This is a genomic window from Microbacterium sp. NPDC057658 (assembly GCF_042799975.1).
GTDB lineage: Bacteria > Actinomycetota > Actinomycetes > Actinomycetales > Microbacteriaceae > Microbacterium.
Genome location: NZ_JBHVHT010000001.1, coordinates 570,071 through 583,463, shown reverse-complemented (window position 1 = coordinate 583,463; position 13,393 = coordinate 570,071). Strand labels below are relative to the sequence as shown.

Annotated in this window: 15 protein-coding genes; 9 read left to right on the top strand and 6 right to left on the bottom strand. The window is 69.3% G+C overall.

Translation table 11 applies throughout. The annotated features are described in order from the left end of the window. Genes ACFU8V_RS02785 through pknB form a run of 5 tightly spaced genes read left to right on the top strand, consistent with a single transcriptional unit; the run spans position 1 to position 7,628 of the window. The gene (locus tag ACFU8V_RS02785; RefSeq protein ID WP_378868832.1) at positions 1 to 1,305 is read left to right on the top strand and encodes a PP2C family protein-serine/threonine phosphatase; all 1,305 of its coding nucleotides are present in this window, start codon (positions 1 to 3) and stop codon (positions 1,303 to 1,305) included. Beyond that, on the top strand, positions 1,302 to 2,687 hold the full coding sequence (locus ACFU8V_RS02780) for an FtsW/RodA/SpoVE family cell cycle protein (protein ID WP_025102894.1): 1,386 nt from the start codon (positions 1,302 to 1,304) through the stop codon (positions 2,685 to 2,687). The genes ACFU8V_RS02785 and ACFU8V_RS02780 overlap by 4 nt, the downstream gene beginning before the upstream one ends. Before the next feature lies 1 nt (position 2,688). Further along, on the top strand, positions 2,689 to 4,143 hold the full coding sequence (locus ACFU8V_RS02775; RefSeq protein WP_025102893.1) for a penicillin-binding protein 2: 1,455 nt from the start codon (positions 2,689 to 2,691) through the stop codon (positions 4,141 to 4,143). Further along, entirely contained in the window at positions 4,140 to 5,891 is a 1,752-nt protein-coding gene (locus tag ACFU8V_RS02770) for a serine/threonine-protein kinase (protein ID WP_240183548.1), read from the top strand. Before ACFU8V_RS02775 ends, ACFU8V_RS02770 begins: the two co-directional genes overlap by 4 nt. A gap of 45 nt (positions 5,892 to 5,936) precedes the next feature. Beyond that, positions 5,937 to 7,628, top strand: a complete 1,692-nt coding sequence (gene pknB / locus ACFU8V_RS02765) for a Stk1 family PASTA domain-containing Ser/Thr kinase (RefSeq protein ID WP_303709542.1) — start codon at positions 5,937 to 5,939, stop codon at positions 7,626 to 7,628. A gap of 15 nt (positions 7,629 to 7,643) precedes the next feature. Here pknB and ACFU8V_RS02760 read toward each other — a convergent pair whose 3' ends face one another. Genes ACFU8V_RS02760 through ACFU8V_RS02750 form a run of 3 tightly spaced genes read right to left on the bottom strand, consistent with a single transcriptional unit; the run spans position 7,644 to position 9,245 of the window. Continuing rightward, a complete protein-coding gene (locus ACFU8V_RS02760; RefSeq protein ID WP_025102890.1) occupies positions 7,644 to 8,276 on the bottom strand; it encodes an aminodeoxychorismate/anthranilate synthase component II in 633 nt (210 codons plus the stop codon). Continuing rightward, complete coding sequence (locus tag ACFU8V_RS02755) at positions 8,273 to 8,428, bottom strand: membrane protein (RefSeq protein ID WP_036292274.1); 156 nt, start codon at positions 8,426 to 8,428, stop codon at positions 8,273 to 8,275. Before ACFU8V_RS02755 ends, ACFU8V_RS02760 begins: the two co-directional genes overlap by 4 nt. Before the next feature lie 22 nt (positions 8,429 to 8,450). Further along, on the bottom strand, positions 8,451 to 9,245 hold the full coding sequence (locus ACFU8V_RS02750) for a class E sortase (RefSeq protein WP_378868825.1): 795 nt from the start codon (positions 9,243 to 9,245) through the stop codon (positions 8,451 to 8,453). 104 nt (positions 9,246 to 9,349) lie between these two features. Here ACFU8V_RS02750 and ACFU8V_RS02745 point away from each other — a divergent pair, with 104 nt between their 5' ends. After that, the gene (locus ACFU8V_RS02745; protein WP_025102888.1) at positions 9,350 to 9,589 is read left to right on the top strand and encodes a cell division protein CrgA; all 240 of its coding nucleotides are present in this window, start codon (positions 9,350 to 9,352) and stop codon (positions 9,587 to 9,589) included. 151 nt (positions 9,590 to 9,740) lie between these two features. Here ACFU8V_RS02745 and ACFU8V_RS02740 read toward each other — a convergent pair whose 3' ends face one another. Both ACFU8V_RS02740 and ACFU8V_RS02735 read right to left on the bottom strand, forming a co-directional pair. Further along, positions 9,741 to 10,634 carry a rhomboid family intramembrane serine protease gene (locus tag ACFU8V_RS02740; protein WP_025102887.1) on the bottom strand — a complete coding sequence of 298 codons (894 nt, stop codon included), beginning with the start codon at positions 10,632 to 10,634 and terminating at the stop codon, positions 9,741 to 9,743. A gap of 21 nt (positions 10,635 to 10,655) precedes the next feature. Then, entirely contained in the window at positions 10,656 to 11,213 is a 558-nt protein-coding gene (locus tag ACFU8V_RS02735; RefSeq protein WP_025102886.1) for a peptidylprolyl isomerase, read from the bottom strand. A 146-nt stretch (positions 11,214 to 11,359) separates the two neighbouring features. Here ACFU8V_RS02735 and ACFU8V_RS02730 point away from each other — a divergent pair, with 146 nt between their 5' ends. Together ACFU8V_RS02730 and ACFU8V_RS02725 are read left to right on the top strand one after the other, a co-directional pair. Continuing rightward, a complete protein-coding gene (locus ACFU8V_RS02730; protein WP_025102885.1) occupies positions 11,360 to 11,857 on the top strand; it encodes a hypothetical protein in 498 nt (165 codons plus the stop codon). Then, entirely contained in the window at positions 11,854 to 12,336 is a 483-nt protein-coding gene (locus ACFU8V_RS02725) for a YbaK/EbsC family protein (RefSeq protein WP_366215803.1), read from the top strand. The genes ACFU8V_RS02730 and ACFU8V_RS02725 overlap by 4 nt, the downstream gene beginning before the upstream one ends. Positions 12,337 to 12,350: 14 nt before the next feature. Here the strand turns inward: ACFU8V_RS02725 and ACFU8V_RS02720 are convergent, their stop codons facing one another. Next, complete coding sequence (locus ACFU8V_RS02720) at positions 12,351 to 12,773, bottom strand: NUDIX hydrolase (protein WP_025102883.1); 423 nt, start codon at positions 12,771 to 12,773, stop codon at positions 12,351 to 12,353. Between the two features lie 134 nt (positions 12,774 to 12,907). Here ACFU8V_RS02720 and ACFU8V_RS02715 point away from each other — a divergent pair, with 134 nt between their 5' ends. Further along, entirely contained in the window at positions 12,908 to 13,354 is a 447-nt protein-coding gene (locus tag ACFU8V_RS02715) for a hypothetical protein (protein ID WP_338567039.1), read from the top strand. Positions 13,355 to 13,393 lie beyond the last annotated feature (39 nt).

The following is a 13,393-nucleotide window of genomic DNA, read 5'->3' as shown; positions in this document are numbered from 1 at the left end:
ATGGTCTTCGAAGGCTCGAGCGCCGCGATCTCCCACACCGGGAAGGTCCGCTCCAACAACCAGGACTCCGGATACTCCGGGGCGAACCTGTTCGTCGTCGCCGACGGCATGGGCGGACACGCGGGCGGCGACGTCGCCTCCAGCATCGCGATCCAGCGCATGGAGCCGCTGGATCAGCCGTACTCCTCCACGGAGGACGCGCAGGCCGCCCTCCAGGCCGCCGCCACGACAGCCGCGGGCGATCTCATCCGCGCCGCGAAGGATCGTCCCGAGCTCGCCGGGCTCGGCACCACGCTCAGCGCGATCATCATGGTCGACGAGTACGCCGTCATCGGCCACATCGGCGACTCGCGCATCTACCTCTACCGCGACGACGCGCTCACGCAGATCACCGCGGACCACACCTTCGTGCAGCGACTGGTCGACTCCGGCCGGATCACCCCGGAAGAGGCCAGATACCACCCGCGTCGTTCGGTGCTCATGCGGGTGCTCAGCGACATGGACGCCGACCCCGAGCTCGACATGTTCGTCATGCACGCGCAGCCCGGCGACCGCTGGCTGCTGTGCTCCGACGGCCTCTCGGGCGTGGTGGACGAGGCGCGCATCCTCAAGGCCATGCAGCTCGGGCTCGCCCCGGGGCGCACGGCCGACAACCTCCTCAAGCAGGCCCTCGACGGCGGCGCCCCGGACAACGTCACGATCGTGATCGTCGACGTCGGCGGACAGCACCCCGTCCACTCCGGCACCGCCACGATCGTCGGCGCGGCGTCGAACCCGTCCGGGGTCTACGTGCCGCCGGTCCGCGCGCCGCGGAGCAACTGGCTGCACCCGGTGCGGCAGGCCGCGAACGAGCCGAGCCACTTCGAGCCGGCGCCCGAGTACCTCGAGGAGCTGATCGAGGAGGATCGCCGTCGCGCCAAGCGCCGCCGACTGGGCTGGATCGCCGGCGCGGTCGTCGTCCTCGCGATGCTCGGCTTCGCCGCGTTCGCGGCATACAGCTGGACGCAGACGCGCTACTTCATCGGCGCCGACGAGGACAGCGTGGTGATCTTCCAGGGCGTTCAGCAGAACATCGGTCCGATCACCCTGTCGACCCCGGTCGATGACACCGAGATCCTCCTCGCCGATCTGCCGCCGTATCAGCGGGCCTCGGTCGAGCGCACCATCAGCGCCCGCTCGCTCTCGGACGCGATGGCCATCGTCGACCGGCTCCGCTCCGGCGCCGAGGCCAACATCATCGAGCAGACGCCGCTGCCCACCCCGCTCCCCTCGCCGACCGAGACGCCGTCGGGAGGTGCGGGATGAGCACCGACGTCCAGGCCGACACCACCGTCATCAAGGCCCTGCGCCGACTGCGCATGCCTCAGACGCAGCGCAACCGCGAGTTCTGGCTGCTCCTCTTCGCCTGCGCGATCAGCGGCGCCGCCCTCACGCTCGTCCAGCTCGGCGCTCTCGGCACGATCGACCCGATGATCCTGGCGATCGGCGGCGGACTCGCCGCCCTCGCCTTCGCGCTGCACGTCGTGCTCCGCTTCGTCGCCGCCGACGCCGACCCGTTCGTGGTCCCGATCGCGACGCTGCTCACCGGCCTCGGCGTCGCGATGATCTACCGGATCGACATCGCGTTCGGGAACACCGGGTGGAACGCCTACTCCACCAAGCAGCTCGCCTGGACGGCCATCTCCCTCGCCGGCGCGATCGCGGTGGTCATCCTGCTGCGCAACTACCGGATCCTCTTCCGGTACACCTACATCTTCGGCCTCGCCGGCATCCTCCTGCTGCTCCTGCCGTTCGTGCCCGGTCTGCGGATCCCCGACGCGAACGCCCAGGTCTGGGTGTCGCTGGGCGGCATGTTCGCCTTCCAGCCCGGCGAGCTCGCCAAGATCTGCCTGGCGATCTTCTTCGCCGGTTACCTCGTGCGCACGCGGGAGAGCCTGACCTCGGTCGGCAAGCGGGTGCTCGGCATCACCTGGCCGCGCATGCGCGAACTCGGTCCGGTCCTCGTCGTCTGGCTCGTCTCGCTCGGCATCATCGTCTTCCAGCGCGACCTCGGCACCGGAACGCTCATCTTCGGCATGTTCGTGGCGATGCTCTATGTCGCGACGGGCAAGACGAGCTGGGTGCTGATCGGTCTCGGCCTCGTGGTGGCCGGCGTCGCCGCCGCCTCGCAGATCCTCAGCTACGTGCAGGGTCGTTTCATCAACTGGCTGTTCCTGTTCGACTCCTCCAAGGTCGACCCCGACGTCGCCGGCTACCAGCCCATGCAGGGACTGTTCGGTCTCGCCCGCGGCGGCCTCATCGGCACCGGCTGGGGCCAGGGCCGCCCGGAGATCACCCCGCTGGCGCACAGCGACTACATCATCACGAGCCTCGGCGAGGAGCTCGGCCTCATCGGCCTCTTCGCGATCCTCTGCCTCTACATGGTGTTCGTCAGCCGCGGCGTCCGCATCGGGCTCGCGGGTCAGGACGACTTCGGGAAGCTGCTCGCCACGGGACTGTCGTTCACGATCGCCCTCCAGGTCTTCATCATGGTGGGCGGCGTGACGCGGGTCATCCCGCTGACGGGTCTGACCACGCCGTTCCTCGCCGCCGGCGGCTCCTCCCTCGTCGCGAACTGGCTCATCGTGGCGCTCCTGCTCCGCATCTCCGACGGCGTCCGCCGTCAGCCCAGGGTGGTGATCGGCTGACATGACCAAAGAGCTCCGCAGACTCAGCATCGTCATGCTGTTCATGTTCGTCGCGCTGTTCGCCGCGACGAGCTGGATCCAGGTCGTCGAGACCGATGTCCTGTCGCAGAACCCGCACAACAAGCGGACGCGGCTGGACAGCTACGAGATCCAGCGTGGCGCGATCATCGTCGACGGCACCGCCATCGCCAACTCGGTCCCGAGCGACGACCAGTACCGGTTCCAGCGCGTGTACACCGACCCGGGCCTGTGGGAACCCGTCACCGGGTACTTCAACCCCGCCCTGGGTTCGGCCACCGGCATCGAGGAGGCGATGAACGCCGATCTCTCCGGGACCGGCTCGAACGCCTTCTTCGCCGAGATCGAGCGCATCCTCTCCGGCCAGCCTCAGCGCGGCTTCAGCGTCGAACTCTCCCTCGACACCGCCGCACAGCGCGCCGCCGTCGAGGCCCTGGACGGCCTGCAGGGAGCGGTCGTCGCGATGGACCCGAAGACCGGACGCATCCTCGCGATGGCCTCCACCCCGGGCTTCGACACGAACCGCATGGCGACGCACGACGCGAACGCGGCCAACGCCACGTACGACGAGCTGGTGGCCGATCCGGGCAAGCCGCTCTCCAACCGGGCGATCGCGGGTGACCTCAACCCCCCGGGCTCGACCTTCAAGATCGTCGTGGCGGCCGCCGCCTACGCGAGCGGAGACTGGACGCCGGAGTCGACGCTGCCCAACCCGACGTCGTACACGCTCCCCGGCTCGAACAATCGCGTCTCCAACGCCTGGGGAGGCGCCTGCGGTCCCGGGGAGACCGTCACGATCGCCGAGGCGATCCGCCTCAGCTGCAACATCCCCATGGCCGAGCTCGCGGTCGAGCTCGGCGACGACACGATCCGGGAGATGGCCGAGAAGTTCGGCTTCAACCGCAGCTTCGACACGCCCCTCACCTCGACGCCCTCCAGCTACCCCCAGGGCCTGGACGACGCGCAGACCGCGCTCACCGGGTTCGGGCAGGGACAGGTCACCGCGACGCCGCTGCAGATCGCCATGGTCTCGGCGGGCATCGCGAACGACGGCGTGGTCATGAACCCGCAGATGGTGGACGCCGTGATCGGCAACGACCTCTCGGTGATCCGGTCGTTCGAGAGCACCGAGTTCGGGCGCGCGATGGACGCCGACGTCGCCGACGACGTCACCTCCGCCATGGTCGCGAGCGTCTCAAACGGTGCGGCGCAGGGTGCAAGAATAGACGGGGTCGACGTAGCCGGTAAGACGGGAACGGCGGAGAACGGAAACAGGCCGCACACGCTGTGGTTCACGGGGTTCGCCCCCGCGGACGACCCCGCGGTCGCGGTAGCGGTCGTCGTCGAGAACGGCGGCGGACAGGGTCAATCAGGAAGCGGGGACACCATCGCCGCTCCGATTGCGAAGAAGGTCATAGAGGCGGTGCTGGGCAGATGAGGCCGACGCAGGGTGTGTCGTTCGGTGGTCGCTACGAGCTGCAGTCGCGTATTGCGATCGGCGGCATGGGCGAGGTGTGGGAGGCGACGGATCACGTCATCGGTCGCACCGTCGCCATCAAGATCCTCAAGGACGAGTACATGGGGGACCCCGGGTTCCTCGAGCGGTTCCGCGCGGAGGCGCGTCACGCCGCGCTCGTCAACCACGAGGGCATCGCCAGCGTGTTCGACTACGGCGAGGAGAACGGCAGCGCCTACCTCGTCATGGAGCTCGTGCCGGGTGAGGCCCTGTCGACGATCCTCGAGCGGGACGGCTCGCTGAGCGCGGACAAGACGCTCGACATCGTCGCGCAGACCGCCTCGGCCCTCCAGGCCGCGCACGCCGCGGGTCTCGTGCACCGCGACATCAAGCCGGGGAACCTCCTGATCACGCCCGACGGCCGTGTGAAGATCACCGACTTCGGCATCGCCCGCATCGCCGATCAGGTCCCGCTCACCGCGACCGGCCAGGTCATGGGCACGGTGCAGTACCTGTCGCCGGAGCAGGCGTCGGGTCACCCGGCCTCCCCCGCGACCGACACCTACTCGCTGGGCATCGTCGCGTACGAGTGCCTCGCCGGCAAGCGCCCCTTCACCGGCGAGTCGCAGGTCGCGATCGCCATGGCGCAGATCAACGAGCAGCCGCCGCCGCTGCCGCCGACGGTCCCGATCCCCGTGCAGAACCTGGTCATGGCGATGATCGCCAAGAAGCCGGCGGATCGCCCCTCCTCCTCGGCCACGGTCGCCCGCGCGGCCCAGGCCCTGCGTCGCGGCGACCTGAACTCCGCGGCCATCGCCGTGCCCGCCATCGCGACGGGCGGCATCGCCGGCGACGACGACGCCACGCGCATGCTCACCGCGACCGGTGACGACGGCACGACACGCATCCTCCCCACCACCGCGCAGCTTCCCACCGACGAGGCCGCCGCGGAGGAGCAGGAGAAGAAAAAGAAGAAGAAGAGCGCCTGGACGTGGCCGCTCATCGCGCTGCTCGTGCTGCTGCTCATCGTGGCCGGCGGCACGCTGTGGGCGCTGTTCGGACCCCAGACCGACGACGCGGATCCCAAGCCCACCGGGAGCTCGAGCCGCACCCCCACCCAGGTCGAGTCCGAGACGCCCTCGGCGCCGCCCACTCCTCAGGAGACGCGCGTCGACGTGACGGCGCTGAACCTCACCGACATGGACTGCGCCACGGCGACGGCGACGCTCAAGGAGGCCGGCTTCAGCGACATCACGTGCGCCGACGGCGACCCCGCGCCGAGCGACGGCGAGGTGGGCAAGGTCTACCGCGTGCAGCCCTCGGGCAACGTCGCGACGACCACCCCGATCGCATTGACCGTCTACGCCGGCCGCACGCCTCTCCCGACGCCGACGGACAAGCCGACGATCACCGGGGACCCGGTCGCGGGCAGCACCGTCACCATCTCCTGGGGCACCGGTTTCACGTGCCCCAGCGGCACCACCCTGTCCGGCTACGTCGTCTCGCTGCAGAACGGCACCTTCGCCGCGGGCGGCCCGAACTTCCAGCCGACCCAGCGCAACGCGCAGGTGACGGTCGGCGACGCCGTGGGCCAGCAGCTCATCGCCACCTACCAGGGCCTGTGCTCGGGTGGGGACCAGCGGACGTCGAACGCCTCGCCGCCGCTGTCCGTCACCATCGTCGCTCCGGAGGACGGCGAGGGTGACAGCGGGGAGAGCACCGAAGGGTAGCCTGAATAGCCAGTCCAGCCGCAGTCGATTCCAGGGGGTTCATCCGTGTCCACAGAGCCACGAGTCATCGCGGGCCGGTACCGCGTCGACGAGCTCATCGGGCATGGCGGGATGGCGAAGGTGTACCGCGGGTACGACCTGACCCTGGGCCGCGAGATCGCGATCAAGATCCTCGATCCCGAGCTCGCCCGCGACACCAGCTTCCGGACGCGGTTCCGTCTCGAGGCGCAGTCGGCGTCCCGCATGTCGCACCCATCGATCGTCCGCGTGTACGACGCGGGCGACCCCTCGACGGTCGACAGCTCCTCCGACGAGCCGCCGTACATCGTCATGGAGCTCGTCAAGGGCACGCTCCTCAAGAAGATCATCGCCGACGGTCCGGTGCCCGTCGAGGACGCGGTGCGTTACGTCGACGGCATCCTCGAAGCGCTCGACTACTCGCACCGCGCCGGCGTCGTGCACCGCGACATCAAGCCCGGCAACGTCATGGTCACCGACAAGGGTCAGGTGAAGGTGATGGACTTCGGCATCGCGCGCGCGGTGTCCGACTCCTCCTCCACCGTCGCCGAGACGACGCAGATCATCGGCACCGCCGCGTACTTCTCCCCCGAGCAGGCCAAGGGCGAGCCCGTCGACGCGCGTGCGGACCTCTACTCCACCGGGGTCGTGCTGTACGAACTGCTGACCGGACGCCAGCCGTTCCGCGGGGAGTCCCCGGTGGCCGTGGCCTACCAGCACGTCAGCGAGACGCCGGTGCCGCCCTCCGAGGTCAACGAGGAGTCTCCCGCCGCCCTCGATCCGATCGTGCTCCGTGCCCTCGCGAAGGACCCGTACCAGCGGTATCCGGACGCCGCCCACTTCCGCGCCGCCCTCGACGCGGCGGTGACGGGTGCGGCACCGACGCGCAAGCAGATCGGCGCGCTGACCAGCGAGCTCTACGGACCCAATCCGCGGCAGGCGCAGGAGACGGCGCGATCGCTCCGTCAACTCAGCACCGACACCACCATGGCCCGCACGCAGTCGGGGCCGCCCGTCGCGTGGATCTGGGCCGGCGTCGCCCTGCTCGCGGTGCTCCTGGCCTCCGTGCTGTTCTGGGTCTGGACCATCAGCATGCGGCCCGCCGACGTGCCCAGCACCTCGCGCGTCGTCCCGGATCTGACGAACGTCGCCTCGGAACGTGCGCAGGACGACCTCGCGGAACTCGACCTCTCTTCCAAGATCGTCATCGAGTCGAGTCCCTCGATCGCGGAGGGCAACGTCATCCGCACGGATCCGGAGGGCGGGGTGTCGGTGGAGCAGGGCTCGACCGTCACGCTCTACGTTTCCTCGGGCGAGGAGACGGTCGTCGTGCCGAAGCTGGAGGGCATGTCCCTCGATGCCGCCACGAAGGCGCTCCAGGACGCGGGACTCGAGCTCGGCACCGTGACCCAGCGCAACGACAAGGGTCTTGCCGCGAACACCGTCATGACGGCCAGTGAAGAAGAGGATGCCGAGGTGGCCCCGGGCACGGTGGTGAACCTCGAGGTCGCCAGCGGCAAGGTGACGCTGAAGAACATCGTCGGCTGGTCCATGGATTCGGCCACGGAGGAGCTCGAGAGTATCGGGCTCACCCCGGTGCCGACCGAGGCCCCGGAGTGCCCGGCGTCGGATCCGGCGACCGTGCACTCGATGTCCGTCGCGCCGGGCGACGTGCCCGTCGGGTCGTCGGTCGAGCTCCGCTACTGCACCGGATCCTGACCCGGACCCGCCGGCTCAGCGCGCCAGCGGATCGAGGCGCGCGGATCGGGAGACGGCCTCCTCGTCGCCGCACAGCCCGAGCCAGTTCGCGAGCAGTCGATAGCCACCGCGGGTGAGCACGCTCTCCGGGTGGAACTGCACCCCGTGCAGCGGCAATGTCCGGTGCGCGAGGGCCATCACGGTGCCGTCGGGCGCGGTGGCGGTCACGGTGAGGTCGGCGGGCAGGTCGCCCGCCGCGAGAGCGAGCGAGTGGTAGCGCCCGACGTCGAACGGCGACGGGAGCCCCGCGAACAGCGCGGAGCCGTCGTGACGGACCGCCGAGACCATGCCGTGCATCACCGCAGGTGCCGACCGGACGGGCGCCCCGAGCGCGGCTCCGATGACCTGATGTCCCAGACACACGCCGAGCGTGGGCACGCCGCGCCGCATCGCGATCCGGGCGGCCTCGACAGAGACCCCGGCGTCGACGGGGGCCCCGGGCCCGGGAGAGAGGAGGAGGGCGTCGTGGGAGTCCAGCATCCGTTCCACCGCCGCGGCGTCCGTCGCGTCCGACTCGACGAGGGTGGTGTCCGCCCCGAGCTCCCGGAGATAGCCGACGAGGGTGTGCACGAAGCTGTCGTGGTTGTCGACCACCAGGACGCGCGTCATTCGACGTCGACCTCGCCGGGGGAGATGAGGGGGCTGACCCAGGGGAACACGTACCAGAACAGCGCGTAGAGCACCGCGGCGATCACCACGAGCAGGATGAGGACGCGCAGCCACCACGGGCCGGGCAGCAGGCGCCAGAGTGCGGCGTACATGGGTCTTCTCTCTCCTGGGGGGTCACACGGACGGCGCGGCCGGCGGCGGTGGCGGATCGGTCAGGGCCGGCGGGGGTCCCTCGGCTCGCGGTTGGAAGCTCTCGAACACCCCGTACGCGACGATGCGCTCGGCGAGCGAGTACAGCGGCGAGCATGCCGTCAACGTGATGTACTGCTCCCCCGTCTGCTGCTCCGGCATCTGCGGCACGTCGGCGAGCACGTCGGTCTGCGTCGGCTTCACGTACTCCAGGGTGCGGAACCGGTAGGTGTACCACCCGTCCGGCGTCTCCACCACGATCGCGTCGCCCACGTGCAGCTTGTCGAGCTGGTTGAACGGCTTGCCCCAGGTCGTGCGGTGGCCGGCGAGCGAGAAGTTGCCGACCTCTCCGGGCATCTTCGACTGCGTGTAGACCCCGATGCCCTTCTGATCGAGGGTGCGCGCCCGGCTGGTCCCCCCGTAGATCCCGAAGTTGTAGTCGGCCCCGAACCGGGGGATGTGCATCTGCCCGAACCACTCGCCGTCGGCCGGTGCCGCCGGGATCGGCGCCTGATAGACCGTCTCGCCATCGTCCGTCTCGATGAGAGGCGGGAGCTCGGGGGCTTCGCCCGCGGCGAGCTGCTGCGAGATCGCGGCGCCCTCCTCGTTCTTCTGGGCGGCGATGATGATGTCGCCGATCCACATCTGCCAGGCGACGAAGAGGAGCACGATGACGCCGGCGGTCAGGAGGAGTTCGCCGAGCACACTCGCGAACGTGGCGCGCGACCGGGGTCGCTGCCGCCGTCCGCGCCGCCCCCCAGGCACGACAGATGCAGTCATGGGCGTGATCATATCCGCCCCACCTGTGCAGCAGGAGTCGGGGCACCGCCGATCCGCGTCCTCACGTCTCGTCGGCGCCGAGGTCTCCCGGGTACAATGACGGCATGGCACGTGACCGCAAGACCGAAGAACCCGCCGTCGAGCGCGCCGAGGGCGACGCCGCTCCCAACGCCGTCTGGTTCAAGCCGGTGATGATCGGCTTCATGCTCCTCGGCCTCGCCTGGATCCTCGTCTTCTACATCTCGGGCATGCAGTTCCCCATCCCCGGCCTCGACAACTGGAATCTGGCCATCGGTCTGGGCATCGCCCTCATCGGATTCCTCATGACCACACGCTGGCGCTGACCGGCCGCAACGACAAGAACCCCTCGCCACCGCGGCGAGGGGTTCTTTCGTCTGTCCGAGAGGCGGACGTTATCCACAGGTTATCCCCACACTGGGGAGAATTACACCGATGTTATTCACAGGCGTTAACAACCCTGTTAACAACTCGGGATCAGGCCAAAAGGATGAGGGGCGGCACCACGGCGACCACGACGATCAACAGCACCACCAGGGCGGCGAGCGACACGATCTGCCAGGTCCGCTGGTCGCGGCGCTTCGTGCGGACATAGATGAGGGCCACGAGCGCGCCCGTGATCGCCCCGCCGAGGTGCGCCTGCCAGGAGATGCCACCGGCGAAGAACCCGAAGGCGAAGTTGATGCCGAGGATCACGAGGATGCCCGTGACGTTGGCCCCGATGTGGCGCCCGATGATCAGGAGCGACGCCAGGAGCCCGAAGATCGCCCCGGAGGCGCCGACCGTCCACGTCTCCGGCGCGAGGACGGCCACCGCGACGGATCCGCCGAGACCGCTGATGAGGTACAGCGCGAGATAGCGGACACGACCGAGCATCGGTTCGAGGTTCTGCCCGAGCATCCACAGGGCGAGCATGTTCAGGGCGAGATGCACGAAGCCCCCATGCACGAACAGCACGGTCAGCAGTCGCCACGGCTCGAACGGCAGGAGGGAGAGGTTCGGGTAGAGGAACGGCGCGTAGAAGCCGAGAGCCTGGATGATCGGGGCGTTGAGCCCGGGGATGAGCTGCACGAGGCCGATGAACGACGTCACCGCCAGCAGGACGTACGTGACGACGGGCTTGCCGCTGCGCACGGCCCCCATGGTCGTGGCGCCGCCGCCGCGCCAGCGTCGCGCGGCCTTCTTCTGAGCGGGGGTGCGGTTCTTGCGCTCGGCATCCATGCACTCGGGGCAGATCACGCCGACCGGGGCGGGCGTCTGGCACTCGGGGCAGATGGTGCGGAGGCACCGCTGGCAGAGCACGAAGGACTGCCGATCCGGATGCCGGTAGCAGAAGTTCTCACGGTTGTTCGTGAACTCGGGCGTCGTCATCCGGATCGGCCGTCGCAGTCGTCAGGCGGCGACGATGTCGATCGACTGCAGCACCACGGGCTCGATCGGGCGGTCGCCCGCCGCCGTCGGGACCGCGGAGATCGCGTCGACGACCTTGCGCGATGCGTCGTCGGCGACCTCGCCGAAGATCGTGTGCTTGCCCTGCAGCCACGGGGTCGGGTCGGTGGTGATGAAGAACTGCGAGCCGTTGGTGCCCTCGACCTTGCCGGTGATGGCGTTGCGGCGGAGGCCCGCGTTGGCCATCGCGAGGATGTAGGGCTCGTTGAAGTTGAGCTCGTTGTTAATCTCGTCGTCGAAGTTGTACCCCGGACCGCCGACGCCCTGGCCGAGCGGGTCGCCGCCCTGGATCATGAAGTTCGGGATGATGCGGTGGAAGATGACGTCCTTGTAGAGGGGACCCTCGCCCGGCTTGCCGGTGGCGGGGTGCGTCCACTCCTGGGAGCCGTCGGCGAGACCGACGAAGTTCTTGACCGTCTTCGGGGCGTGGTCGCCGAAGAGGTTGATGACGATGTCACCGTGGTTGGTGTGCAGAGTTGCGACGTGGGAAGCGTGAACCATGCGTTCATTCTCGCAGAGCTTCCGGTGAGCGGGCCGGCCGTGTACAACGCGGGAGCCGATGATGCAAGGGGCGGGCGATTCCCTCGCCGCATCCAGCCTCTCGTGGCAAGATGGGGAACCCGTACTCCAATGGACAGGAGAGCATCGTGAGCCTCAGCCGCAAGCGGAAGAAGCAGCTTCGTCGTCTTCAGAAGGACGCGAACCAGCTGTGGGAAGACCAGCAGGTGCTCGTCGGCCACGCCGCCGACGTCGCTCGTGAGGCGGGTCGCCAGCTCGGCAACTTCAATCGCGAGCAGATCGTCCCCGTGGTCCAGGACACCTACAACCGCCGCGTCGCCCCGGTCGTCGACCGCTCGGTGAAGGCCGGTAAGCATGTCGTGGACGACAAGGTCGTCCCCATCGTCGGCGGGGTCGTGGGTACGGCGCTGACCGCCTGGGACGTCGCGAACGCGAAGCGCCACGGCGTCGAGTACAAGGCCCGCAAGGCCGTCTCGCAGAAGAAGGGTCCGGGCCTCGGATCCGTCATCGCCATCGTCCTGGGCGCCGCCGCCGCGGTCGGCGTGCTCTACGCCGCCTGGCAGGCGCTGCGGGCCGACGACGAGCTCTGGGTCGCCGACGACCCGCTGTCGGCTCCCGACGCGTGACCACTCCCGACCCGCACGCGCGGGTGAGGGATGCTGCGGCCGCCCGCGGACTCGACATCGAGATCCGCGAGCGGCCGCAGGCGCGTAGCCTCGTCGAAGCCGCCGAGATCCTCGGCATCCCGCCGTCCGGGATCGTGAAGACCCTCGTGGTGAAGCGCTCGGATGACACCTATCTGTTCGCGCTGGTCCCGGGTGGGCGGTCCATCTCGTGGCCGAAGCTGCGCGCCGTCGTCGGAGTGAACAAGCTCCGTCTGCCCGAACCCGAGCTCGCTCTCGCAGCGACCGGTTACGAGCGCGGAACCATCGTCCCGATCGGCAGCACCACCGACTGGCCGGTCTACGCCGATGAGTCCATCGTCGGCGAGCGGATCGCGATGGGTGCCGGTGCGCACGGCTACAGCCTGTTCGTCGACGCCGACGACCTCATCGCGGCGTACGGCGCGACCGTCGCCGACATCTCGGTGCCCGAAGAGCGCTGACCGTCGCCGGAGCCTCAGAGCAGGCCGGCCATCCGCAGGGCGATGTCCACCAGCCGTACACGCTGCAGTCCGGCGACGGCGGAGAGCGCGAACCACTCGGCGCGATCGGTGGATCCCTCCGTCTCCCAGCGCAGCTTCCCCCCGGTGACCTCGGCCCGATAGACGATGCGCAGGGTATGCAGGGGGTCGGACGACTTCTGCACGCGCCGTCCGGCCGGGATGACACGGGAGTGGATGCCGAGGAGCTGTCCGACCCGGACGGTGTACCCGGTCTCCTCGCGGAGCTCCCGCCGCACCGCGTCCTCCGGCGCCTCGCCCGGTTCCAGGCCGCCGCCCGGGAGCGTCCACGCCACGCGTCGACCCTCGGTCCACCGCGCCAGCAGGAGGCGCCCACCCTCATCGGTGACGACCCCGTATGCGGCGACGCGCAGGTCCATGCGTCACACCTTATCCGGGTCTCGGGCCGTCCCCCGCCGCGTGACGATCGGGGTGATCGATCACGAATCGAGAAGCCCGACATCACGCGCCGTCCCTACGCTGGGAGCATCATCCGGCCCACGAGAGGAACATCATGGCTGACACCGAGAAGAACTTCACCGCCGAGGAGCGCGAGGCCATGCAGGCCGCTGCCAAGGAGGCCCGCACCCGACGCTCCCGGGCCAAGAAGTCGCCCGAGGAGCTGCGGGCCGCCGGAGAGGCCGATCTCAAGGAGGCCGTCGCGAAGCTCACCGACGAGGACAGGCTGCTCGCCGAGAAGCTGCACGCGCTGGTCTCGGAGGTGGCGCCGGAACTCGTGCCCCGGACGTACTACGGCATGCCGGCGTGGGGGCGCGACGGGAAGGTGCTGTGCTTCTTCCAGCCGGCCAGCAAGTTCAAGGTCCGCTACGGCACCTTCGGGTTCGAGCCGATCTCCAACCTCGATGACGGCACCGTCTGGCCGACCGCGTACGCGGTGACCGCGCTCACGGAGAAGGACCTCGAGTTCCTCGCCGGACGCATCCGCCAGGCGATCAGCTGATCCCGAAGTGGGTCTGACGCAGCGGGGCCCCTCGCGTTA

Excerpts from the sequence above, each read along its gene's own strand:
- ACFU8V_RS02760 (WP_025102890.1), bottom strand. The coding sequence starts at position 8,276 with ATGACGCGCGTCCTGGTGGTCGACAACCACGACAGCTTCGTGCACACC.
- ACFU8V_RS02770 (WP_240183548.1), top strand. The coding sequence starts at position 4,140 with ATGAGGCCGACGCAGGGTGTGTCGTTCGGTGGTCGCTACGAGCTGCAG.
- ACFU8V_RS02755 (WP_036292274.1), bottom strand. The coding sequence starts at position 8,428 with ATGTACGCCGCACTCTGGCGCCTGCTGCCCGGCCCGTGGTGGCTGCGC.
- ACFU8V_RS02720 (WP_025102883.1), bottom strand. The coding sequence starts at position 12,773 with ATGGACCTGCGCGTCGCCGCATACGGGGTCGTCACCGATGAGGGTGGG.
- ACFU8V_RS02740 (WP_025102887.1), bottom strand. The coding sequence starts at position 10,634 with ATGACGACGCCCGAGTTCACGAACAACCGTGAGAACTTCTGCTACCGG.
- ACFU8V_RS02785 (WP_378868832.1), top strand. The coding sequence starts at position 1 with ATGGTCTTCGAAGGCTCGAGCGCCGCGATCTCCCACACCGGGAAGGTC.
- ACFU8V_RS02780 (WP_025102894.1), top strand. The coding sequence starts at position 1,302 with ATGAGCACCGACGTCCAGGCCGACACCACCGTCATCAAGGCCCTGCGC.
- ACFU8V_RS02775 (WP_025102893.1), top strand. The coding sequence starts at position 2,689 with ATGACCAAAGAGCTCCGCAGACTCAGCATCGTCATGCTGTTCATGTTC.
- ACFU8V_RS02750 (WP_378868825.1), bottom strand. The coding sequence starts at position 9,245 with ATGACTGCATCTGTCGTGCCTGGGGGGCGGCGCGGACGGCGGCAGCGA.
- ACFU8V_RS02745 (WP_025102888.1), top strand. The coding sequence starts at position 9,350 with ATGGCACGTGACCGCAAGACCGAAGAACCCGCCGTCGAGCGCGCCGAG.
- ACFU8V_RS02715 (WP_338567039.1), top strand. The coding sequence starts at position 12,908 with ATGGCTGACACCGAGAAGAACTTCACCGCCGAGGAGCGCGAGGCCATG.
- ACFU8V_RS02735 (WP_025102886.1), bottom strand. The coding sequence starts at position 11,213 with ATGGTTCACGCTTCCCACGTCGCAACTCTGCACACCAACCACGGTGAC.